Source organism: Halalkalicoccus jeotgali B3 (genome assembly GCF_000196895.1).
GTDB classification, from domain to species: Archaea; Halobacteriota; Halobacteria; order Halobacteriales; family Halalkalicoccaceae; genus Halalkalicoccus; species Halalkalicoccus jeotgali.
Map to the genome: position 1 here is coordinate 826,321 of NC_014297.1, position 19,033 is coordinate 845,353.

A 19,033-nucleotide genomic window follows, 5' to 3' on the forward strand; every position below is an offset into this window, starting at 1 on the left:
CGCTTATCACCGGCTGGTCGATACTCCCGCCAACGATGGCGTCGAACCTCGATCGATACGCGTGGGGCGTGGTCTTTCTCGCGCTGATCGTCCTCGCGGTCCCGTGGTTTCTGTGGGGTGATTCGCGGGTCGTTGCGGGTCTGCCGGTCTGGCTCTGGTGGCACATCGGCTGGATGGGGCTGGCGTCGATCGCCTTCTGGCTGTTCTCCCGGCGCGCGTGGGGGCTCTGGATCGAGGGGACGCCGTGAGCCTCGGTGTCCAACTCGGGATCGTCGTCGGCTATCTGTGTTTCGCGCTGGCGATCGGGATCGGCGCCTACCGGCTGACCGAGCGTACCGCCGAGGACTACTACCTCGCGAGTCGGACCCTCGGAACCGTCGTCCTGCTGTTTACCACCTTTGCGACCCTGCTGTCTGCGTTTACGTTCTTCGCCGGGCCGAACACCGCCTACCGGGAGGGCCCCGAATGGATCCTCGTCATGGGCGTCATGGACGGGATCCTCTTTGCCGTGTTGTGGTACCTCGTGGGGTACAAACAGTGGCTCGTCGGGCGCGAGTACGGCTACCTGACGCTGGGCGAGATGCTCGGGGACCGCTTCGGCTCTCCCCGCCTGCGGGCGCTCGTTGCAGGAATCAGCCTCTTTTGGCTCTTTCCCTACGTAATGTTACAGCAGATGGGGGCGGGGAGTGCCCTGTCGGCGCTCACCGACGGGGCGGTACCCTACTGGGCCGGCGCGGGATTGATCACCGTCTTCATGATCGTCTACGTCGTGCTAGCGGGGATGCGCGGGGTCGCGTGGACGGACACGCTCCAGGGAGCCTTCATGCTCGTCACCGTCTGGGCGGCCCTGTTGTGGGTGCTGTTGTCGGTCGGCGGGCCCGCCGCGGCGACGGGTGACCTCCTCGGTGTCGCTCCCGAGTTCGCGACACTCGGCGGCGAGTTCTACACCCCGGCGTTCGTCATCACGCAGGCCGTCTCGATCGCGTTCGGGGTGGCGATGTTCCCGCAGGTCAACCAGCGCTTTTTCGTTGCTCGGTCGCGGGCGGTGCTCAAACGCACCTTCGCGCTCTGGCCGCTCCTCGTGCTCGCGCTGTTCGTTCCGGCGTTCATGCTCGGAGCGTGGGCCCGCGGGCTCGGCATCGACGCCGAAGCCGGCACGAACGTCCTGCCCCTGGTGCTCGCGGAGTACACCCCCGCGTGGTTCGCCGCGCTCGTGATCGCGGGCGCGGTCGCGGCGATGATGTCCTCCTCGGATTCGATGTTGCTCTCGGGGTCGTCCTATTTCACACGGGACCTCTATCGCCCGTTCGTCAACCCGGCCGCGAGCGAGCGCCGCGAGGACTCCCTGGGACGCGCGGGGGTGGTCGCCTTCGCGACCGGGGCCTTTCTCGCGAGCCTGCTTCGACCCGGTACCCTTCTGGAGGTCGGCTCGACCGCCTTCGGCGGGTTCGCCCAGCTCGCTTTCCCCGTTCTGGTCGCCCTCTACTGGCCTCGAACGACCAGAACGGGGATCACCGCCGGGATCGTCGCCAGTCAGGCGTTCTACCTGGCGAGCGTCTTCCTCCCGTTCGTGCCGGCCGCCTACGGTGGGTGGGGAGCGTCGCTGGTCGGGATGGCGCTCGGACTCGCCCTGACGGTCGGCGTCTCGTGGGTCACGACGCCCGCGGCGGGCGAAGAGCGTGCGATCTACTTCGAGTTCGCGGACTGAGAAGCCTTAACTACGCCGGGAGAAAAACGGGGGTATGGCTTCGTTCGACACCGCAGAGCGCCGGACGCTCGAGAAGATGATCTGCATGAAGTGCAACGCCCGCAACCCCCCGGACGCGGACCGCTGTCGCAAATGCGGCTACGGCAAGCTCCGACCCAAAGCGAAGGAACGCCGGTCCGTCTGAGGGACCTTTTTACGACTCAGGGTCGCCCCGCGACCCGCTCGGCGCAAAAACCGCCTCGAAAAAGCCGGCGCGGCGAAGCCGCGCCAGTCTACCTGTTATTAGTCAGTAGCCGTTGTTCCTCTATTCACGGACCGAAACGCACTTTTGAGCGACCGAGAGAGGGACGTATGCGCGAGGGTGGCTGAGCTTGGCCAAAAGTGGCGGGCTTAAGACCCGCTCCCGTAGGGGTTCGAGGGTTCAAATCCCTTCCCTCGCATGACTGCCGCGAGCAAACCGCGAGCGGCAGTTCTCGAACGGAGGGTTTGAATCAGGGACTGTAGCGGAGCGACCGTGGTTCAAGTCCTGTCCCGCGAATTTTCACTACGGAACACACGAACCTGGCAATAGAACTAACCCGTCCTTAGCCGATTCTGAACTCGATTCTACCGGGAGATTGACAGCCGGTCCTTGATCCCGACTGACCACGCAGCAGACCGCGAACGAATGCAGAGAGTGAGCGGCTTTTTAGTGCAGGTTTTTGCAAGTGGTTCGAGCGCCCGAAGGGTGCGAGGACCCGCAGCAAAAAAGTGCGGTTAGAACAGGAGTTCGTCGTCGTTCTCGGCCATATACAGGGTGCGCGCGGCGATGTTGACCGCGTGATCGCCGACGCGCTCTAAGTCGCGGATGGTCAACAGGAGCCGCGAGACGTCCTGGAGCATCTCCTCGATCTCGTTTTCGTCGGTGCCGTCGCCCAGTTCCGTCTCGATCAGATCCCGGACGACGACCTCGCTCGCGCGCTCGCAGCGCTCGTCCAATGCGTCGTCGCGTTCCGCGATCTCGTAGCAGTCGGCGACGTTCTCGGTGGCGTAGGCGGCCATCGCCGCTTCGACCATCTCCAGGGTGTCCGAGCCGATCCCCTGCACGTCGACGTCGGGAAACAGGTCCCGGGTCGCCTGCTTGGTGTACTCGCCGAGGTTGGTCGCGAGATCCGCGACCCGCTCCAAATCGGTGATGATCTTAAAGGAGGCTGCGATAAAGCGCAGGTCGCCCGCGACGGGCTGTTGGAGCGCGATCAGGTCGGTGCACTCGCGTTCGAGTTCGAGGTACATCTCGTTGATCTCGGCGTCGCGGGTGATGACCTCCTCTGCGAGCGCTTCGTCCTTGTCCTCGAGGGCTGCAAGCCCCATCCGGAGGCGCTCTTGGACGATCTCGCCCATGTAGAGGACGTTCTCGCGCAACTCGTTGAGCTTCTGTTGGTATTCCTTCCGTGCCATTCTTACCCGAACTTACCGGTGATGTAGTCTTCAACCTGCTGATTTTCCGGATTTTCGAAGACCTTGTTGGTGTCGCCGAACTCGACGAGTTCCCCGCCGGTGAGGAACACGGCGGTTTTGTCGCTGATGCGGGCGGCTTGCTGCATGTTGTGGGTGACGATCACGACCGTATAATCGCGGGCGAGGTCCTCGATCAGGTCCTCGATCTTCGAGGTGGCGACGGGATCGAGCGCGCTCGCGGGCTCGTCCATCAGGATCACCTCCGGGTCGGGCGCGATCGCCCGGGCGATACACAATCGTTGTTGCTGCCCCCCGGAGAGATCCAGCCCTGAGGAGTCGAGTTTGTCTTTGACTTCCTCCCAGAGGGCCGCGTGTTTGAGCGCGCGCTCGATCTTCTCGTCGGTGACCTCTTCGCCCTGGACTTTCAGCCCGTAGGCGACGTTGTCCCGAATGGATTTCGGGAACGGGTTCGGTTTCTGGAAGACCATGCCGATGCGGCGGCGCAGGGCGACGGAATCGACGTCTTGGTCGTAGACGTTCTTGCCCCGAAAGAGGAGCTCGCCCTCGACCCGGGCGACGTCGATGAGGTCGTTCATGCGGTTGATCGAGCGCAGGAAGGTGGACTTCCCACAGCCGGAGGGTCCGATGATCGCCGTGACCTGGTGTTCCGGGATCTCCATCGACGTGGGCTGGAGTGCCTGCTCCTCGCCGTAGTACACCGCTAGGTCCCGGCTCTCGACGACGCTTCGTGCGCCCGAGGTGTCTTCCCGGGTGGTCGGTTGTGTGCGCGCCTCAGCGAACCCGCCGGGATCCGGACTCGTCGAGGCGGTCGTTCCGTCGCTTTCGTCCGGGTCCGATGTCGTCATGTCTCGTGTCATTATGAACGCACCGTCTGATACTTGTTGCGAATGAGTATCGCGATCGAGTTGATCGAAAGCAGTACCACCAGCAGCGTCACGACGCCCGCCGAGACCACACCGTACTGGAAGGCCGTATCGGGGTAGCTCGACCAGGTGTAGATCTGCATCGGCATCGCGCTGAACTTCGCGAACAGGCCGTTCGGCACGCCGAACACGGTGGTCGGCACGCCGATCATGATCAGCGGGGCGGTCTCGCCGATCGCCCGCCCGAGTGCGAGGATCGTTCCGGTCATGATCCCCGGGAGCGACCGGGGGAGGACGACGTTACGGATCGTCTGGCGCTTGGTCGCGCCCATGCCGTACGAGGCTTCTCGCAGCGAATCGGGCACCGACCGGATCGCCTCCTGTGCGGAGATGATGACGATCGGGAGGATCAACAGCGACACCGTAAAGCCGGCCACGAGCAGGGTACCGTAGCCGAAGTTGATCAGTTGGACGAACAGCCCCAGTCCCAACAGCCCGTAGACCACCGAGGGAACGCCCGCGAGGTTCGCGATGTTGAGCTGGATGAACTGCGTCAGGCGGCCGTCGGAGGCGTACTCTTCGAGATAGACCGCCGCACCGACGCCGAGCGGGAACGTGATCAGCGCGATCAGTACCATCAGGACGATCGATCCGACGAGCGCCGGGAAGATCCCCGCCTCTTCGGGGAGCGGGTGGGGTGGACTCGTGAGGAACTGCAGATCGAGCCACCCGACGGCGTCGATGGTGACGTAGACCAGTAATACCGCCAGGGTGACGATGCCAAAGAGTGCCGCCGCCAGCGTCACGGACTCGAAGATCCGGTCCTTCCAGCGGCTGACCTCGCCGAAATCGGTCCCTTCGGTTTGGGTTTCGGCGGCCATTAGCGGTACTCCTCCCGGTAGCGCGAGGCTACCCACTCGCTTATCAGGTTCATGGCGAAGGTAATGACGAACAGCGTCAGTCCGACTGCAAACAGGCTCCGGTAGGCCAGCGACTGGCCGGTTACGTCGCTCGCACCCAACTGGACCATCGCGGCGGTCATCGTCTGGATCGAGTTCAGAAAGATCCCCGCCGGGTCCGTGAGATCGACCAGCCGCGGGGTGTTACCCGCCGCGATGGTGACCGCCATCGTCTCGCCGATCGCTCGCGAAAGCGCGAGGATGTACGAGGAGGCGATCCCCGAGATCGACGCGGGGACGACGACGCTCGTCGAGACAGTAAAGCGCGTCGCGCCCAGCCCGTAGCTCGCCTCCCGAAGCGAGTCGGGCACCGAACTCATCGCGTCCTCGCTGATCGAGGAGACCATCGGGATGATCATGATCCCGACGATAATCGAGGCCGACAGCGCGTTGAACGTGCTGATCGCCGGGAAGACGACGCTCAGCGCAGGCGTGACGTACACCAGCGCGAAGTAGCCATACACCACCGTCGGTACGCCGGCGAGCACCTCGATCGCGGGTTTCAGTATCGACCGCACCCGGTCGCTCGCGTACTCCGCGAGGTAGATCGCCGTCAGCAGCCCGACCGGCAGCGCGATCGCGGCCGCGCCGAACGTGATGACGAGCGTCCCGGTGATCAGCGGGAGGACGCCGAAACTGACGGGGTCGTTGGCCGGACTCCAGGTCGTTCCGGTCAAAAAGGCGATCGGGGAGACCTCCGCGAAGAACGTGATCGCGTCCCCAAGAAGTGTCACGACGATGGCGGCCGTCGTGAGGATCGACAGCAATGCACAGGTGAAAAAGACCGCCCGATAGACGAATTCGCGGGTGTTCTGTCCGCTCCGCCGCGAGAGATCCGGGGCCGTGGCGTCGCTCATCGGCGCTCACCCCCCGTCGGGAACGCCCTCGTTCGACACGCCCCGACGTCCGATCGGATCATGCGACCTCCTCCAGGGCCGCATCCAGGCGGTCGAGATTCGCTTGCTTTTCCTCCTCGGTGATCGGGACGTAGCCGACCTCCGAGACGAGATCGGTCGCCGACTTCTCGATGAAGTACCGGACGAACTTCTCGACGGCCGGATCCGCGAGCGCCTCCTTTGCGGCGTAGGTAAAGAGTGACCGCGAGAGGGGCTGATATCTGCCTGATTTCGCCGTCTCGAGCGAGGGTTCTACGCAGGTCCCGTCGCCGTCGTCGATGGCCAGTGCCTTGATAGAATCGGGATTCTCGCTGTAGTAGGCGAACCCGAAATAGCCGATCGCGTAGGGCGATCCCCGGACACCTCGGACGATGGTCCGGTCTTTCTCGGTCGCCGAGTAATCGTTGCGGTGGTTGGCGTCCTCGCCGATGACGGTCTCGCGGAAGTAATCGAATGTGCCGCTGACCGTCGCCGCCCCGTAGAACTCGAAGGGCTCGTCGGGCCAGTCTTCTCGAACGTCGCTCCAGCGCTCGGCCCCGCCCGTCTGCCAGATCTGTCTGAGCTCGTCGATCGTCACGCAGTCGACCCAGTCGGCCTCGGGGTTGACGACGACCGTCAGCGCGTCCGTCCCGACGGTGAATTCGATCGGCTCGATCCCGTTGTCGCTACACTGGGTCTGTTCGTCCTCGGCGATGGATCGGCTGGCGTTGTTCAGATCGGTCATCCCCGGACAGAAGAAGTTCGAGAACCCCCCGCCGCTGCCGGTCTGGCTGACAGAGACGTTGATGTCCGGGTTCTCTTGGACGAAGTCCGAGGCGACCGCCTCCGCGATGGGAAAGACGGTGCTGCTTCCGGCGATGTTCACTTCCTTCGGTTCGCTACTGGCCGCCCGCGTACAGCCGGCGAGACCGATCGCGCCCGTCACCCCGGTCGCGGCCAAGAAATCGCGCCTGGATACGGAGCGGGGCGCCCACCCCGATGAGTCTCTCGACATCATCCGTCTCTGGCCGTCTCCACACTAAATATCCTACTATTACTACTATATATTGCTAAATACCGAGGGCGGGCTGGCGGGACTTCGGCGGTCGGTTCCCCATCCAGTCGTCGACCCGACGGTGAGAGACCCGCTAGGCGACCCCACCGGTCCCGCCCGATTAGCGTTATTGGCGTCCACCGACACGAGCTATATATTCATAGCCAGATTTACCTTCCTCGATGGAGACGAGAGGATATGGACACCAGGAAGGTGCAGGTGACCGGCGGGTCGACTTTCACCGTCTCGATCCCCAAGGAGTGGGCGACCGACAGCGGCGTCGAGGCCGGCACGGAAGTCGCCTTCTACCCGGATGGCGATTCGTTGTTGCTCTCGCCACGCGGGGACGACGAGGTCGTCGAGGGGACCCTCGACATCGGCGATCTCCACGGACGGGACCTCACGCGGGCGGTCGTGACGATGTACGTCAGCGGCTTCGACGTCATCCGCCTCGAGACGGGACAGGTCACCGCCGAACAGCGCCGCAGCGTCCGGGATGCCACACAAGGGCTCGTGGGACTGGAGGTCGTCGAGGAGACGGGCGAACACGTCGTCCTCCAGGACCTGCTGGATTCGGGCCAGCTCTCGGTTCACAACGCGGTCACACGGATGCGCCTGATCGCGACCACGATGCTCGCGGACGCGGTACGCGCGCTGATCGAGGACGACGACGACCTGGCCGCGGACGTCATCGAGCGCGACGACGACGTCGACCGGCTGTGGTTCATGGTCTCACGGGTTTTCCGTTCCACGCTGCGAAACCCCGGCGCCGCAGCCGAGATCGGGCTCGGTCGCGAGGCGTGTTTCGACTATCACTCGAGCGCGCGCCAACTAGAACGGATCGCCGATCACTCCGCGAAGATCGCCACCATCGCGCTCGACCTCGGGACGGTCCCCGAGGACGTCGGGGCGGGACTCGACGCGCTCCACGAGGACGCGATTGCGGTCGTCGAGCGGTCGATGGACGCCTTCCTGGAGGAGGACAGTTCGCGGGCGACCCGGCTTGCGAACCAGGCCCGCGAGGACGTCGAGGCGATCGACGAACACACCAGAAACGCCGACGAACGCATCAGGAACCTCGACGACGCCCATCAGGCGCAGTTTCTCGGGCTCGTCATCGATTCGCTCTCACGAACCGCCGACTACGGGGGCAACATCGCCGAGACGGCGCTCCAGAAGGCCGCGCCACGGCCGTAGTCGGTCCCGATAGGTCGGCGGAGAAACGTACTGCGGTCGACTACTCCTCGAGGACGGCGTTGACCTGCCCGTCCTGACCGGGTCGGGAGGTGACGCGGGCACGCCCCTCGCTCGTCTCGATGAGCGCACCCTTCGTGATGATGTTCCGACGGACGTAGTTGGGATTTGCGGGGTTCTCGACGACGTCCTGGATCTCCGCGCTCGTGACCTCGCCGCCGACCGAAACGCTCGCGACGTCCGTCGCGATCGCCCTGACCTTCCGGGTGTTCCCGCGGGCATCGACGGTCTTGAACTTCTGTTCACCCACTTGGGTCTCGGTCGGCCCGCGCCCGAGCTGGTGTTTCTTTCGCTTTGCCATCGGGCGCAGTCGCCCGCCGGTTCGCTTGCGCGTCGAACGGCCGTGATCGTTCATACCTGGGAGGAGCGCCGGTGGCTACTAAAAGGGATCGCATCCGAACCGTTTAGGGTTCCGCCGCGAGCACTCTCTGGACATGAGTCTGCGGGTCGCCGTTGCCGCGCCGTTCCGGGAAGCGGGCACGCGCTCGATGGAGGAGAGTCGGTTCGTCGTGGCGCTCTCGCTGGATCGGGACTGGTTCTCGCCGGATCAGGCAAAACGCCTGATCGACGTGGCCGTCGGCGAGGGACTCCTCGAACGGACCGAGGCCGGCATCGAAGCGACCTTTCCGGTCGACTCGGTCGGGATCCCCGAGGACTTCTCGCCCGCAGAGGACCTCCTCGCACAGCGCTCGCCCTTCGAACGCGTCCTCGAACGGGTCGTCGCGGACGGGATCGACAAACGGACCGCCGTCGGCCGGATCAACGAACTCCAGCGGGAAATCGGGATCTCCATCGAGGTGGCAGCAGTCGTCTTCGCGCGCCGGGAAGGGATCGACGTGAGCGGGGAACTGTCGGCGGTCCGCGGAACGCTGAACCGGGAGGGCTAACTCCGCGGCGCGGGTAGCGTCCCCATGGTCGAGGAGCACCTCGCGGACGGACGACGGATCGCCCAGTTGCTCGCAAGCGAGATCGACGGCCGGACCGACGGGTCCCTCGATACACTCTCGGTGACGGAAGCCAACCCCGACGTCGAACCGACCGCAAACGGCGCGTTCGCCTACGCGGTCGCGGCCGACGGCGAGCGTCTGGCGGGCGTCTACGTCCATCCCGACCGGGTACACCTCGAGTTCGACGCGGGCCACGAAGCCGCCCTCACCGCGGCCGAATCCGCAACACTGCGGGTGCGCCCGAAAGCGACCCACCCCCCGAAAACGCTCGTGTTCGTCGAGGACGGTGCGGCGGTGAAACGTGCAGTCGCCGTGATCGAGAGCGCGGCTCAGTCGAACTGAGTGATCAGATCGGGCAGGTCCTCTACGATCGTCTCGCGTTCGACGTGGGCGTTCGCTCGCGGGTCGGGATCGGGACCGCCCGGATACAGCACCTGGACGACGGCCATCCCGATTCCGGCCGCGCCCGCGATGTCCGTCTCGACGCTGTCGCCGACGTAGACCGCCTCCTCGGGGCTGACCTCGAGCGCGCCCAGGATCGCCTCGAACGCCTCCGGGTGGGGTTTGCCCCGCTTCAGTTCGCCGGTGATGACCGCCGCATCGAACAGTCCCTCCCAGCCGAGCGTGCGCAGTTTGTCGCGCTGGGCGACGACCGGCCCGTTGGTCAGCAGGCCGACGGCGTAGCGCTCCTCTAGGGTTCGGACCAGGGACTCGGCGCCCCCGATGGGTTCGAGGTTCGCCGCGATCGCGTTCCGGTAGGCCTCCGCGAGCGCCTCGCCGTCGCCCTCTTCGAGCAAGTCCGCGAAGATCGGTCCCCGCGTCTCGTGGGCGTGGGCGCGCTGATGGGCCTCGCCGTAGGTCTCCCGGGAGACCGTCGGCACGCCAACGGTCTCGGAGGCCTCCGCAAGCAGGGTCGACCGGTCGCGTGAAACCACCGCGAGGGTGTAATCGAGATCGAACACGACCGCTCTGAGTGCCATACCTCCCTTTAGTGGCCCCGGCATTTGAGCGTATCCGAACGGGAACGTTGTAGTTCCCGCTCGCCGAGGTGAGTATATGCAGTTCTTCGAGCGTCTCGACGAGCGCATCCGGGAGCGCGACTCGGTCCTCTGTGTCGGTCTCGATCCCGACCCCGACCGGCTTCCCGATCACATGGCCGAATACGACCTCCCGCGGTGGGCGTTCAACCGCCGGATCATCGACGCGACCCACGAACACGCCGCCGCCTACAAACCAAACGCCGCCTTCTACGAGGACCCCGACGGCTGGCGCGCGCTCGTCGAGACGATGGCCTACGCCCACGGGAAGGACGTTCCCGTCGTTCTGGACGCCAAGCGCGCCGACATCGGAAACACCGCCCGCCAGTACGCGAAGCTGCTCGATCGGGCCGACGCCATCACCGTCAATCCCTACATGGGACGCGATTCGCTCGAACCGTTCCTCTCGAAGCCCGAAACGGGCGTGTTCGTGCTCTGTCGGACCTCCAATCCCGGTGGTGCGGACCTGCAGGACCTCGAACTCGCCTCCGGCGAGGCCGTCTACGAGCGGGTCGCCGCCCTTGCGGACCTCTGGAATACGAACGGGAACGTCGGCTTGGTGGTCGGTGCGACCGCGCCCGAGGAGCTCGAATCGCTGCGCGAGCAGGTCCCCGACCTCCCCTTTCTGGTGCCCGGCGTCGGCTCGCAGGGTGGGGACGCAGAAGCCGCCGTCGAGTTCGGGCTCGCCGGCGGAGTCGGGCTGATCAACTCCTCGCGGGGAATCATCTTCGCGGGCGTCGGCGGTCCGGAGGGCGGCGAGAACTTCGCGAGCGCCGCTGGCGAGGCGGCAAAGCGCCTCAAACGTCGGTTGAACCGGTATCGGTAGCCCCGACTCCCACCCTTATGTGACTCGGCGGTCGCGTATGCCCATGGACGACCTGACGAGACGGGCCGCGGTCGCAGAACGGGCCGCCCGCGCCGGGAGCGACCTCGCGATGGCCGAGTTCCGGACCGGCATCGCCGTCGAGACCAAAGAGGGCAAGACCGACGTCGTGACGCAGGCGGACCGCGACGCCCAGAACCGGGTGATCGAGGTCATCCGCGAGGAATTTCCCGACGACGCTATCGTCGGCGAGGAAGAGGACGCGCTCAAGGAGGTCCCCGAGGCGGGTCCCGCGTGGGTGATCGACCCAATCGACGGGACGAGCAACTTCGTTCGGGACGTCCCGATCTGGGCGACCAGCGTCGCCGCCGTGATCGACGGCGAACCCGTCGCCGCGACCAACGCGATGCCCGCCATCGGGGACTACTACGTGGCCGACGACGAGGAGACGCGGCTGAACGGCGATCCAGTGCAGGTAAGCGACCGGACCGATCCCGAGGCCTGTACGGTCGCGCCGACGCTGTGGTGGGACTTCGACCAGCGCGAGGTGTTCGCCCGCGTCGTCCGGGCGGTCGTCGAGCGCTTCGGCGACGTGCGTCGCTTGGGCTGTGCGCAGGCCACCCTCTCGCTCGTGGCCGACGGCGGTCTCGACGGGGCGCTGAGCGACGTCCGCCCGAACCCGTGGGATACCGTCGCGGGCGTTCACCTCCTGCGGAACGCTGGCGGCGAGGCGACGGACGTCGAGGGCGAGCGCTGGCGCCACGACAGTACGGGACTCGTCGTCTCGAACGGCCGCGTCCACGGGACGATCCTTGAGGCGGTCCGGGCCGCGACGGAGCGATAGACGGGTTACGCGAGGTCGTCGTAGGTCGGTCGCTCGGATTCGCCGGGGAACGACTCGACGGGCGTCGTCGTCTGGTCCCCTGAGTACATGTCCTTGACGGTGACCTCGCCCGATTCCAGGTCGCGCTCGCCGACGATCACGACCGTCTCGGCACCGATCGAATCGGCGTAGTTCATCTGTGCGCCGAAACTCCGGTCGGCCAGATCGGTTTCGACGCGGTGGCCCCGCTCGCGCAACTCGCGGGCGATACGGGCGGCCACAGGTCGGGTCTCGCCCACCGAGAGGACATAGTAATCGGTGCCGAACGTTCCGGCGGACCGGGCCTCGGCCCGTTCGAGAAGAAGCGAGAGCGTCTCGTGGCCGACGGCGAACCCTACTGCGGGGGTCGGCTGGCCGCCAAAGCCCTCAATCAGGTCGTCGTAGCGCCCGCCGCCGAAGACCGACCTGCTGACCTCACCCGCGGAGTCGAAACACTCGAAGACCACGCCCGTGTAGTAATCGAGCCCGCGGGCGGTTTCGAGCGAGATGGTACAGTGTTCGCGCGCGCCGAAGTCCTCGGCCGCCGCGAGGACGTTTTCGAGGTTTTCGACTGCCGACTGGACCCGGTCGGTGCCCGCGAACTCGACCAGTTCTCCGAGGTCGTCCGTCGAGAGCAGCGAATCGAACTGCTCGGCCTGCGAGCCGGTCAATCCCGCGTCGGTCAGCAGGCCGTAGTACTCGCCGTCCTCGATCTTCTCGCGCTTATCGACCGCGCGGATCGCCTCGCGGGTGTCGACCTCGTCGCCGACCGCGTCGAGAAGCCCCCCGAGGATATCGCGGTGCGAGACGCGAAACTCGAAGTCCTCGCCCGTGAGCCCCAGTCCGGTTAGCGCGTCCGCACAGTACGCGAGGACCTCGGCGTCGGCTTCGGGCTCCGAGGACCCGAAGACGTCGACGTTGGTCTGGTAGAACTCGCGAAAGCGGCCCTGCTGGACCTGCTCGTAGCGCCAGAACGGTCTGGTCGAGAACCACTTGATCGGCTTCGAGAGCTCCTGTTGTTTGGCGACGACCATCCGTGCGACCGTCGGGGTGAGTTCGGGCGTCATCGCCACCTCCCGGCCGCCCTGATCGGTGAAGTGATAGAGTTCGTCGGTGATCTCTTCGCCGCTCTTCTCGACGTACATCTCCGTCCGTTCCAGGGCGGGCGTCCCGATCTCCCGAAACCCATAGCGCCGGGCGGCCTCCTCCAGTCCGTCGATCACGGCCCGCCGCGACCGCATCTCCTCGGGGTAGAAGTCCCGAAAGCCCTTGATCCGCTCGTACATGGACGTGGGTTCGGGGGAGGGGCGCTTCAATCCTCTCACTCGCGGTTCACAGCGCGATCAGGCCCACCCCGAAGACCGCAAGCACCGCGGCGACCAGCCGCGTGCGAAACGCCGTCTCCCCGAGGAACAGTCCCCCGATGACGACGGCGACGATCGCCTGCGTGTTGATGATCGGCGAGGCGATGCTCGCGGGCACGAGTGAGAACGCGAGTGCGGTGAGGTGTTCCGCAGCCGCGACCAGCGTGCCGGCCGCGAGGAACGCCGGCCAGTCGTCGCCGACCCTGTCCCAGGTCCGGGCGGCGTGTGGCGAGAGGACCAGCGCCATCCCGCTCAGGAGACCGATCACGAGCAGTTCCGGGGGCAGCGCGAGTTCCTGGAGCGTGACCCGCCGACCCACGTCGCCGACGGCGTACAGCGCCGCGCTGAGCAGCGCGAATCCGGCGGCCGGCGAGCCAAGCGCGTGGCGGATCGGATCGAGCAGCGAGCCGCCGGTGAAGTTCGCGACGTAGACCGCGACTGTCGCCAGCACGACCCCCACGATCTGGAGCGGCGTGAGATACGCCCCGAGGAAGACGACCTCGATGGGCAGGACGAACACGGGGACGATCTTGCTGATCGGCGCGACGTAGGAGATCTCGCCGGTCCCGATCGCCCGGATGAACGCCATGAACGCCAGCGCGTTGGCGACGACGACGACCGCCAGTCCCGGCGCGCCGGCGGCGAGCGCCCCGATCGACCCCGGAGGAACGCGCACGAGTGCGACCGGTGCGTACACCGCGATGGCGACCGCGTGGACCACGACGATGATGACGCTCGCCGAGTACGACGAGAAGTACCGCTTGAGCGCGACGAGATACCCGCCCCAGAGGAGGGCGGCAAGAACGCTTGCGAGTAATCCGAGGTCCATACGGGCGGGTCGCCGCTGGCCGCCATGAACGGTTCGTTATCGAAAGCCGGTGACGTAGCTCTGTTCGTGGTCCGGAAAGACCTCCTCGACGGCCGCCCGTCCCTCGCGTTTTGCGAGCAGCGCGCGGAGTTCAGCCTCGTAGTCGGCCCGAGTGATCGCCTCGCTAGGACCGGACTCGACGACGAGGCGAGCGTCGACGAGCCGGTCGATCGCCCCGCGGCCGAACCCCGTGAGGGGTGCGACGTAGTCGATGCCGTGGCGGTCCTCTAGGCTCTGGGCCTGTGCCCGCGAGACCGCCGGCACCCGGTCGTCCCGGCGGGTCCCGTCCCCGATCGCGTCGAAGTCCCCCGCAGCGAGCCGCTCCAGGGCGTGCGTGTGGACCTGCTGGATGGCGTTCCGTGGAAAGCCGTCCGCGATCATCCGGTCGACGGCCGCCTCCGCGACGGCCGGATCGAGATCGAGGGTCCGAAAGTCGAAGTCGGCGGTTTCGGCCGCCTTCCGGGCGTGTTCCCAGTCGTCTGTGATCCCGAAGGTCGCCGTGACGAGGGTGACGGTGTAGAAGGGATCGAGTGCCAGCGCCGCAAGCGAGGAGTCCTTGCCGGCGCTGTACAGCAACCCGAGGTCCATGCCGGCCTCAGCGCCGCTTGATGTCGAAGCTCTGCTGATCCGGCGTGAGTTCCTGGAGCAGCGCCTTCATCTTCTCCTCGTCGATCTTGCCCTGGATGCGCCCGCTCTGGGCGAGCGCGAGCACCTGGCGCTCGACCTGGTCGGCGAAGTCGGGCTTGCTCATGCGCACGGAGTTGAGCCGCTTTCGCGCGCCGTCGGTGAGGTGCTGGCGCAACATTGCCTTCTTCTGGGCGTCGGCCTGCTGTTGGGCCTGTTGCTGGGCCTCCTCGGCTTCCCCGCCGCCCTGTTGTTGGTCCTGTAGCTGTTCGAGTTTCTTCTGTCTGAGCTCCTCCAGTCGCTCGTCGTCGGGGCTATCGCTCATGAGTAGTCGTTCCGACGCGGGCGACAAAACGATTACGGAGCGATCAGGCGTAGCGTTCGAGTTCGGGACGCTCCGCTGTGATCTCGGCGAGCACCTCGCCGGCGGTCTCGTCGAGCAGGCTGCGGCCATCGGCGCTCAGCACGCGGCCCGCGTCGCCCTGCTGGGTGACGAGGTCTTCTTCTTCGAGCTGCTGGAGGATCGTCCGGATGAGGTTGTCGCTGCCGTCGGTCTGTTTCGGCGGGGCGACCGTATATCGGTTCGAGCCGCGCTTTGCGCTCCCGTAGTGGGTCGCGAGGCGCTCGACGCCGACGGGACCGTCGATGGCGACGCGTCGCAGCAGGCTCGCCGCACGGACCGTCCAGAAGTCCTCGCGCTCGGGCGGGAGTTCGCGGCTCGCGCCGGTCTTGACGTAGGCTGCCCAGTCGGGCGCCTCGAGTCGGTCGGCCAGGCGCTCCGAGAGCGCCTCGATCAGCTCGTCGGCCGGAACGTCGTAGAGCGTCGTCATTGCCCGAAGTTCGGCGCTGGCGTGTTTAAAAGCATCGTTGTCACGATTCGACCGGGCCGTTTTTGCGTTTCTCGGCGGATGGTCTGGTATGGACGAACGGGCCGCCCTCCGGATGCTCTCGGGGGCGCTTTCACACGCCGGCGACGACGCCGCCGTCGTCGAGGACCTGCTGGTCACAACGGACATGCTTCACGAGACGACCGACTTCCCCGAGGGGACGACGCGCTACACCGCCGGGTGGCGGGCCGTCGGGGCCTCGCTGTCGGACGTCGCGGCGATGGGCGGGGCGGCCACGGCGGCGGTCGCGGTCTACGCCGCCCCCGCCTTCGAGGACGAACAGCTCCGGAAGTTCGTCGCGGGCGCGAGCGAGGTCTGCGAGGCCGTCGACGGAGCGTACGTCGGCGGCGATCTCGACACCCACGAGGAGTTCACCGTCGCGACGACGGTCGTCGGCCGGGCCGCCGATCCCGTCTACCGTTCGGGGGCGCGACCCGGCGAGGCGGTCTGTGTCACCGGGTCGCTCGGACGCAGCGCCGCAGCCCTCGAACTGTTTCACGACGGTGAGTACACCCGGGCGAACGACCTGTTCCGGTTCGAGCCCCGGGTCGGCGCCGGGCGCGCGCTCGCGTCCCACGCGAGTTCGATGATGGATTCGAGCGACGGGTTGGCCCGCTCGCTGCATCAACTCGCCGAGGCGAGCGACTGTGGCTTTGCGATCGAGAGCGGTGTGGTTCCGGTTGCCGGAGCGCTACGGGAGGTGGTCGAGGACCCCTTCGAGCGGGGCGTGTTCTTCGGCGAGGACTTCGAACTCGTGTTCACGCTCCCGAAGACCGCGGTTTCGACGGTCGAAGGGAGCTCGCCGACGCCGATCACGGTCATTGGGGAGGTAACCGAGGGGGGCGTCGAGATGGACGGCAACGCGCTCGCAGACCGGGGGTACACCCACGGCTGAGTCAGCCGATAACCTGGATCGGTACCGGCGTGAAACACAGCAGCCCGAGGACGATCGCGAGCACGCCGATCGCGATCCGGCCGGTCCCGAGCTTCCGGTCGTCGATCGGTGTCGCAGAGCCCACGAAGGAGAACACGAGCGCGAGGACGCCCCAGAACACCCAGATGAACGCGGTGTCGCCGGGGATCTCCCGGACGTAGTAGAGGTAGGCCGCAAGCGAAAAGAGGATCGCGGGAACGAAGGCGGCGACCCGATCCTGCTCCTCGCCGAGGATCGCTCGCAGGATATGCCCGCCGTCGAGCTGCCCGACCGGGATCATGTTCAGGAAGGTGACGAACATCCCCACCCAGCCCCCGATCACGACCGGGTTGACGGAGGTCGCGGGGTCGTCGTAGCGAAGGGGCTGGTCGACGAGCCACGCCAGCCCTTCGAGCAACGGCGGGTAGCCAAGTTCGATTTGGACGGCGTTGGGATCCCCGAGCAGACCGGCGGGCGCGGTCACCGGCGGGAGATGCAACCCGACGACGGTGACGACGATCGTGGCTATCAGCCCGGCAAGCGGACCCGCGACCCCGATGTCGAACAGCGCCTTTCGGCTCGGGATCTGCCCTTTCATCTTGATGACCGCTCCCATCGTCCCGATGAGGGTCGGAATCGGGATGAAATACGGCAGCGAAGCGTTCACCCGGTGGTACCGGCTCAACACATAGTGGCCGAATTCGTGGACGCCGAGGACGCCCATGATCGCCAGGGTAAAGGGCCACGCCCGGAGGACTTCCGAGGAGAAGGGATCGAGGTGGTACCACAGCGACCCCGCAAACAGCGTCGAGACGACCGTGGCGGCGAACAGGACGACGTTCGTCCACGGGACGCCGTCGATTCCGATCTCGATCGGCTCGGCGACCAGCACCCACTCGCCGTACTCGCGGGTCAGGCGGACCTCGTAACCACGCTCGCGAAACGCCGGCCAGAGCTCTTCGAGTACGGTTTGGCCGGATGTCCGTGGCGTCCCGTAGTATCGGAGGGCGCCATCGTCCGCGTCGGTCTCATAGACCTCGAAAACCCTCTCGATTCGCGAGACCGGCGGGCCCGTCTGGGGCTCACTCATCACTCCGCGTTCGGCCTCGAGAAATATAAGGGTTCGACGGACGCCCGCTTCGCTCAGACCGGACTGACGCGCCAGGTCGTCGCACTCGTATAGGACCACTTCTCGATCTCTAGGTCCTCGGCGGAGTCGCTGAGTTTGACCATCAGCGCGCCGATCTCTTTCGCGGAGAGGCCGACGTCGTCGGCGATGAACTTGCTCTTGAAGTAGAGTTCGCCGTCGGCTGCGCGGCTATTAAGGTACTGTTTAAGTCGCGCTTCCTTCGATTCCTGGGTCATGGAGGGCTGGGTAGTGGTGCTCATCGCCTTTCTCGTCCGTCCCTTAACCTGGTGATAATGTTATAAGGGCAGGATGTTTGTCGAGATTTCCTACTACTTCTAGAAAAATTATAGTGAAAGCAACGTTTCAAAACGCTTCAAACGAGCCGTAGACGGTTTATCCGACGTTCTCCTTCGCTTATATCTAACTACGGGTTACTCGCATACATACCTGTCGTTTCCTACCCGATAGCAGGCACGTTTCGTTCAGTTCCGAGTGTGTTCGCCTCAAACGCGGGTGTGGACCCAGAACTCCTCGTCGGCCGTCACTTCCTTTTTGAAGATCGGGACCTCGTCCTTGAGCCGGTCGATTCCGTCCTCGACCGCCCGAAACGCCTCCTTGCGGTGGCCCGCGAGCACGACCACGAAAACGATGTCCGCGCCCGCCTCGATCACGCCCGTCCGGTGGTGCATCAGGACCTCGTAGATGCCCTCGCGCGCTTCGAGTTCCTCGCGGATCGTCGTGAAGCGCTGTTGTGCAACCCCTTCGTAGGTCTCGAACTCCAGGAACTCGGTGGGTGCGTCGTCGGCCGAGTCCTTCTTCCGTACCCTCCCAGTGAACGTCGCGATCGCACCCGCACGGTCGGCCCGTGGAGAACCCTTCGCGCGCCGAACTAGTGACTCGAGGGTGACGTACGGTTCGGACGCTTCGAGGGCGTCGATGGCACCCTCGGGATCGATAGCGTCCCCGCGGTCACCCATCGCGATCGCCTCGCCGGCGTACTCGGCGTCACCCAGCACGACCTGCGGAATCGCCGCCTCGGGAAACCCCTCGACGAGGGCGTACTCGTGGGTCGGCGCGAGGTCATCGAGCGTCTCGGCGAGGGTTCGGTTCTCGCCGGCGCCGGTCCAACCGTCCTCGGACAGTTCGTAGCTACTCGTGGCCCCGGATTCGCGGTAGGTGGGGCCCGTCGCCTTGCTCATCTCCGAGCGGGTGCTGGCGATCGTGGCGACGCGGCCGCGGTCGGCGAGACGGTCGGTAAGCGTTTCGACGAGTCGCGTCGTTTCCACGTCGGCGGTGCCGACGATCCCGAGGACGTGCATACCTCGAAAAAGTGGGGTTCGGCCTTGTACGTGTCGCCGACCGGGAGTTGACAATCCTTAAGCCGGGGACGGGGCTACCCGGGTGCAAG

General features: G+C 65.9%; 24 protein-coding genes and 1 tRNA gene. 10 read left to right on the forward strand and 15 right to left on the reverse strand.

Translation table 11 applies throughout. From position 1 onward, the window contains the following. Positions 1-35 precede the first annotated feature (35 nt). From HACJB3_RS04010 to HACJB3_RS04025, 4 genes are all read left to right on the forward strand, one after another. Positions 36-248 (forward strand): DUF3311 domain-containing protein, encoded by a 213-nt coding sequence (locus HACJB3_RS04010; RefSeq protein ID WP_008417765.1) that lies wholly within the window; start codon positions 36-38, stop codon positions 246-248. Then, positions 245-1,708, forward strand: a complete 1,464-nt coding sequence (locus tag HACJB3_RS04015) for a sodium:solute symporter family protein (RefSeq protein WP_008417763.1) — start codon at positions 245-247, stop codon at positions 1,706-1,708. Before HACJB3_RS04010 ends, HACJB3_RS04015 begins: the two co-directional genes overlap by 4 nt. A 34-nt stretch (positions 1,709-1,742) precedes the next feature. Beyond that, positions 1,743-1,892 (forward strand): 50S ribosomal protein L40e, encoded by a 150-nt coding sequence (locus HACJB3_RS04020; protein WP_008417761.1) that lies wholly within the window; start codon positions 1,743-1,745, stop codon positions 1,890-1,892. 171 nt (positions 1,893-2,063) lie between these two features. Beyond that, positions 2,064-2,148: transfer RNA gene (locus HACJB3_RS04025), tRNA-Leu, on the forward strand. 316 nt (positions 2,149-2,464) lie between these two features. Here the strand turns inward: HACJB3_RS04025 and phoU are convergent. From phoU to HACJB3_RS04050, 5 genes are read right to left on the reverse strand one after another with little or no spacing between them, the layout of a single operon-like run. Further along, the gene (gene phoU / locus HACJB3_RS04030) at positions 2,465-3,145 is read right to left on the reverse strand and encodes a phosphate signaling complex protein PhoU (protein ID WP_008417759.1); all 681 of its coding nucleotides are present in this window, start codon (positions 3,143-3,145) and stop codon (positions 2,465-2,467) included. A gap of 2 nt (positions 3,146-3,147) precedes the next feature. Then, positions 3,148-4,011 carry a phosphate ABC transporter ATP-binding protein PstB gene (pstB, locus tag HACJB3_RS04035; RefSeq protein WP_013199386.1) on the reverse strand — a complete coding sequence of 288 codons (864 nt, stop codon included), beginning with the start codon at positions 4,009-4,011 and terminating at the stop codon, positions 3,148-3,150. Positions 4,012-4,022: 11 nt separating this feature from the next. Continuing rightward, positions 4,023-4,910 carry a phosphate ABC transporter permease PstA gene (gene pstA, locus HACJB3_RS04040; RefSeq protein WP_008414246.1) on the reverse strand — a complete coding sequence of 296 codons (888 nt, stop codon included), beginning with the start codon at positions 4,908-4,910 and terminating at the stop codon, positions 4,023-4,025. Continuing rightward, entirely contained in the window at positions 4,910-5,845 is a 936-nt protein-coding gene (gene pstC / locus HACJB3_RS04045; protein ID WP_008414248.1) for a phosphate ABC transporter permease subunit PstC, read from the reverse strand. The genes pstA and pstC overlap by 1 nt, the downstream gene beginning before the upstream one ends. Positions 5,846-5,903: 58 nt before the next feature. Then, positions 5,904-6,878 (reverse strand): phosphate ABC transporter substrate-binding protein PstS family protein, encoded by a 975-nt coding sequence (locus HACJB3_RS04050; protein ID WP_049934275.1) that lies wholly within the window; start codon positions 6,876-6,878, stop codon positions 5,904-5,906. 237 nt (positions 6,879-7,115) lie between these two features. Between HACJB3_RS04050 and HACJB3_RS04055 the strand changes: the two genes are divergently transcribed. Continuing rightward, positions 7,116-8,114, forward strand: coding sequence for a phosphate uptake regulator PhoU (locus HACJB3_RS04055; protein WP_008414250.1), 999 nt, complete (start codon positions 7,116-7,118; stop codon positions 8,112-8,114). A 40-nt stretch (positions 8,115-8,154) separates the two neighbouring features. On the opposite strand, the gene HACJB3_RS04060 is transcribed toward HACJB3_RS04055, so the two are convergent. Then, positions 8,155-8,526 carry a 30S ribosomal protein S8e gene (locus HACJB3_RS04060; protein ID WP_008414251.1) on the reverse strand — a complete coding sequence of 124 codons (372 nt, stop codon included), beginning with the start codon at positions 8,524-8,526 and terminating at the stop codon, positions 8,155-8,157. 79 nt (positions 8,527-8,605) lie between these two features. On the opposite strand from HACJB3_RS04060, the gene HACJB3_RS04065 reads away from it, so the two are divergent. Together HACJB3_RS04065 and HACJB3_RS04070 are read left to right on the forward strand one after the other, a co-directional pair. Then, positions 8,606-9,058 (forward strand): DUF2240 family protein, encoded by a 453-nt coding sequence (locus tag HACJB3_RS04065; protein WP_008414252.1) that lies wholly within the window; start codon positions 8,606-8,608, stop codon positions 9,056-9,058. Positions 9,059-9,082: 24 nt separating this feature from the next. Further along, entirely contained in the window at positions 9,083-9,460 is a 378-nt protein-coding gene (locus HACJB3_RS04070; RefSeq protein WP_008414253.1) for a hypothetical protein, read from the forward strand. Here the strand turns inward: HACJB3_RS04070 and HACJB3_RS04075 are convergent. Further along, positions 9,448-10,098 (reverse strand): HAD family hydrolase, encoded by a 651-nt coding sequence (locus HACJB3_RS04075; protein WP_008414254.1) that lies wholly within the window; start codon positions 10,096-10,098, stop codon positions 9,448-9,450. The two genes, HACJB3_RS04070 and HACJB3_RS04075, sit on opposite strands and share 13 nt — an antisense overlap. A gap of 76 nt (positions 10,099-10,174) precedes the next feature. Here HACJB3_RS04075 and pyrF point away from each other — a divergent pair, with 76 nt between their 5' ends. Together pyrF and HACJB3_RS04085 are read left to right on the forward strand one after the other, a co-directional pair. Beyond that, on the forward strand, positions 10,175-10,981 hold the full coding sequence (pyrF, locus tag HACJB3_RS04080) for an orotidine-5'-phosphate decarboxylase (protein WP_008414256.1): 807 nt from the start codon (positions 10,175-10,177) through the stop codon (positions 10,979-10,981). 43 nt (positions 10,982-11,024) lie between these two features. After that, the gene (locus HACJB3_RS04085; RefSeq protein WP_008414258.1) at positions 11,025-11,822 is read left to right on the forward strand and encodes an inositol monophosphatase family protein; all 798 of its coding nucleotides are present in this window, start codon (positions 11,025-11,027) and stop codon (positions 11,820-11,822) included. Between the two features lie 5 nt (positions 11,823-11,827). On the opposite strand, the gene hisS is transcribed toward HACJB3_RS04085, so the two are convergent. The 5 genes from hisS to HACJB3_RS04110 are packed head-to-tail and all read right to left on the reverse strand — an operon-like array spanning position 11,828 to position 15,526. Continuing rightward, positions 11,828-13,126 (reverse strand): histidine--tRNA ligase, encoded by a 1,299-nt coding sequence (hisS, locus tag HACJB3_RS04090; protein WP_008414259.1) that lies wholly within the window; start codon positions 13,124-13,126, stop codon positions 11,828-11,830. A 46-nt stretch (positions 13,127-13,172) separates the two neighbouring features. Then, the gene (locus HACJB3_RS04095) at positions 13,173-14,033 is read right to left on the reverse strand and encodes a DMT family transporter (RefSeq protein WP_008414261.1); all 861 of its coding nucleotides are present in this window, start codon (positions 14,031-14,033) and stop codon (positions 13,173-13,175) included. Positions 14,034-14,069: 36 nt separating this feature from the next. Further along, on the reverse strand, positions 14,070-14,660 hold the full coding sequence (locus HACJB3_RS04100; RefSeq protein WP_008414262.1) for an alpha hydrolase: 591 nt from the start codon (positions 14,658-14,660) through the stop codon (positions 14,070-14,072). A gap of 7 nt (positions 14,661-14,667) precedes the next feature. Further along, positions 14,668-15,021 carry a DNA-binding protein gene (locus HACJB3_RS04105; RefSeq protein WP_008414264.1) on the reverse strand — a complete coding sequence of 118 codons (354 nt, stop codon included), beginning with the start codon at positions 15,019-15,021 and terminating at the stop codon, positions 14,668-14,670. Between the two features lie 43 nt (positions 15,022-15,064). Then, positions 15,065-15,526, reverse strand: a complete 462-nt coding sequence (locus HACJB3_RS04110; RefSeq protein WP_008414265.1) for a 30S ribosomal protein S19e — start codon at positions 15,524-15,526, stop codon at positions 15,065-15,067. A gap of 88 nt (positions 15,527-15,614) precedes the next feature. On the opposite strand from HACJB3_RS04110, the gene thiL reads away from it, so the two are divergent. Further along, positions 15,615-16,478: a thiamine-phosphate kinase gene (gene thiL, locus HACJB3_RS04115; protein WP_008414266.1), complete on the forward strand. Its 864-nt coding sequence runs from the start codon at positions 15,615-15,617 to the stop codon at positions 16,476-16,478. A 1-nt stretch (position 16,479) separates the two neighbouring features. Here the strand turns inward: thiL and HACJB3_RS04120 are convergent, their stop codons facing one another. The 3 genes from HACJB3_RS04120 to HACJB3_RS04130 form a co-directional block, all read right to left on the reverse strand. After that, on the reverse strand, positions 16,480-17,586 hold the full coding sequence (locus tag HACJB3_RS04120; protein WP_008414267.1) for a site-2 protease family protein: 1,107 nt from the start codon (positions 17,584-17,586) through the stop codon (positions 16,480-16,482). Between the two features lie 53 nt (positions 17,587-17,639). Next, complete coding sequence (locus HACJB3_RS04125) at positions 17,640-17,885, reverse strand: DUF7123 family protein (RefSeq protein ID WP_049934280.1); 246 nt, start codon at positions 17,883-17,885, stop codon at positions 17,640-17,642. Between the two features lie 243 nt (positions 17,886-18,128). Further along, entirely contained in the window at positions 18,129-18,944 is an 816-nt protein-coding gene (locus HACJB3_RS04130) for a molybdopterin synthase (RefSeq protein ID WP_008414269.1), read from the reverse strand. Between the last annotated feature and the right edge of the window lie 89 nt (positions 18,945-19,033).

Bases quoted from the DNA above. Each gene is read 5' to 3' on its own strand.
- HACJB3_RS04010 (WP_008417765.1), top strand. From the start codon at position 36: ATGGCGTCGAACCTCGATCGATACGCGTGGGGCGTGGTCTTTCTCGCG.
- HACJB3_RS04020 (WP_008417761.1), top strand. From the start codon at position 1,743: ATGGCTTCGTTCGACACCGCAGAGCGCCGGACGCTCGAGAAGATGATC.
- phoU (WP_008417759.1), bottom strand. From the start codon at position 3,145: ATGGCACGGAAGGAATACCAACAGAAGCTCAACGAGTTGCGCGAGAAC.
- pstB (WP_013199386.1), bottom strand. From the start codon at position 4,011: ATGACGACATCGGACCCGGACGAAAGCGACGGAACGACCGCCTCGACG.
- pstA (WP_008414246.1), bottom strand. From the start codon at position 4,910: ATGGCCGCCGAAACCCAAACCGAAGGGACCGATTTCGGCGAGGTCAGC.
- pstC (WP_008414248.1), bottom strand. From the start codon at position 5,845: ATGAGCGACGCCACGGCCCCGGATCTCTCGCGGCGGAGCGGACAGAAC.
- HACJB3_RS04050 (WP_049934275.1), bottom strand. From the start codon at position 6,878: ATGTCGAGAGACTCATCGGGGTGGGCGCCCCGCTCCGTATCCAGGCGC.
- HACJB3_RS04055 (WP_008414250.1), top strand. From the start codon at position 7,116: ATGGACACCAGGAAGGTGCAGGTGACCGGCGGGTCGACTTTCACCGTC.
- HACJB3_RS04060 (WP_008414251.1), bottom strand. From the start codon at position 8,526: ATGAACGATCACGGCCGTTCGACGCGCAAGCGAACCGGCGGGCGACTG.
- HACJB3_RS04065 (WP_008414252.1), top strand. From the start codon at position 8,606: ATGAGTCTGCGGGTCGCCGTTGCCGCGCCGTTCCGGGAAGCGGGCACG.
- HACJB3_RS04070 (WP_008414253.1), top strand. From the start codon at position 9,083: ATGGTCGAGGAGCACCTCGCGGACGGACGACGGATCGCCCAGTTGCTC.
- HACJB3_RS04075 (WP_008414254.1), bottom strand. From the start codon at position 10,098: ATGGCACTCAGAGCGGTCGTGTTCGATCTCGATTACACCCTCGCGGTG.
- pyrF (WP_008414256.1), top strand. From the start codon at position 10,175: ATGCAGTTCTTCGAGCGTCTCGACGAGCGCATCCGGGAGCGCGACTCG.
- HACJB3_RS04085 (WP_008414258.1), top strand. From the start codon at position 11,025: ATGGACGACCTGACGAGACGGGCCGCGGTCGCAGAACGGGCCGCCCGC.
- hisS (WP_008414259.1), bottom strand. From the start codon at position 13,126: ATGTACGAGCGGATCAAGGGCTTTCGGGACTTCTACCCCGAGGAGATG.
- HACJB3_RS04095 (WP_008414261.1), bottom strand. From the start codon at position 14,033: ATGGACCTCGGATTACTCGCAAGCGTTCTTGCCGCCCTCCTCTGGGGC.
- HACJB3_RS04100 (WP_008414262.1), bottom strand. From the start codon at position 14,660: ATGGACCTCGGGTTGCTGTACAGCGCCGGCAAGGACTCCTCGCTTGCG.
- HACJB3_RS04105 (WP_008414264.1), bottom strand. From the start codon at position 15,021: ATGAGCGATAGCCCCGACGACGAGCGACTGGAGGAGCTCAGACAGAAG.
- HACJB3_RS04110 (WP_008414265.1), bottom strand. From the start codon at position 15,526: ATGACGACGCTCTACGACGTTCCGGCCGACGAGCTGATCGAGGCGCTC.
- thiL (WP_008414266.1), top strand. From the start codon at position 15,615: ATGGACGAACGGGCCGCCCTCCGGATGCTCTCGGGGGCGCTTTCACAC.
- HACJB3_RS04120 (WP_008414267.1), bottom strand. From the start codon at position 17,586: ATGAGTGAGCCCCAGACGGGCCCGCCGGTCTCGCGAATCGAGAGGGTT.
- HACJB3_RS04125 (WP_049934280.1), bottom strand. From the start codon at position 17,885: ATGAGCACCACTACCCAGCCCTCCATGACCCAGGAATCGAAGGAAGCG.
- HACJB3_RS04130 (WP_008414269.1), bottom strand. From the start codon at position 18,944: ATGCACGTCCTCGGGATCGTCGGCACCGCCGACGTGGAAACGACGCGA.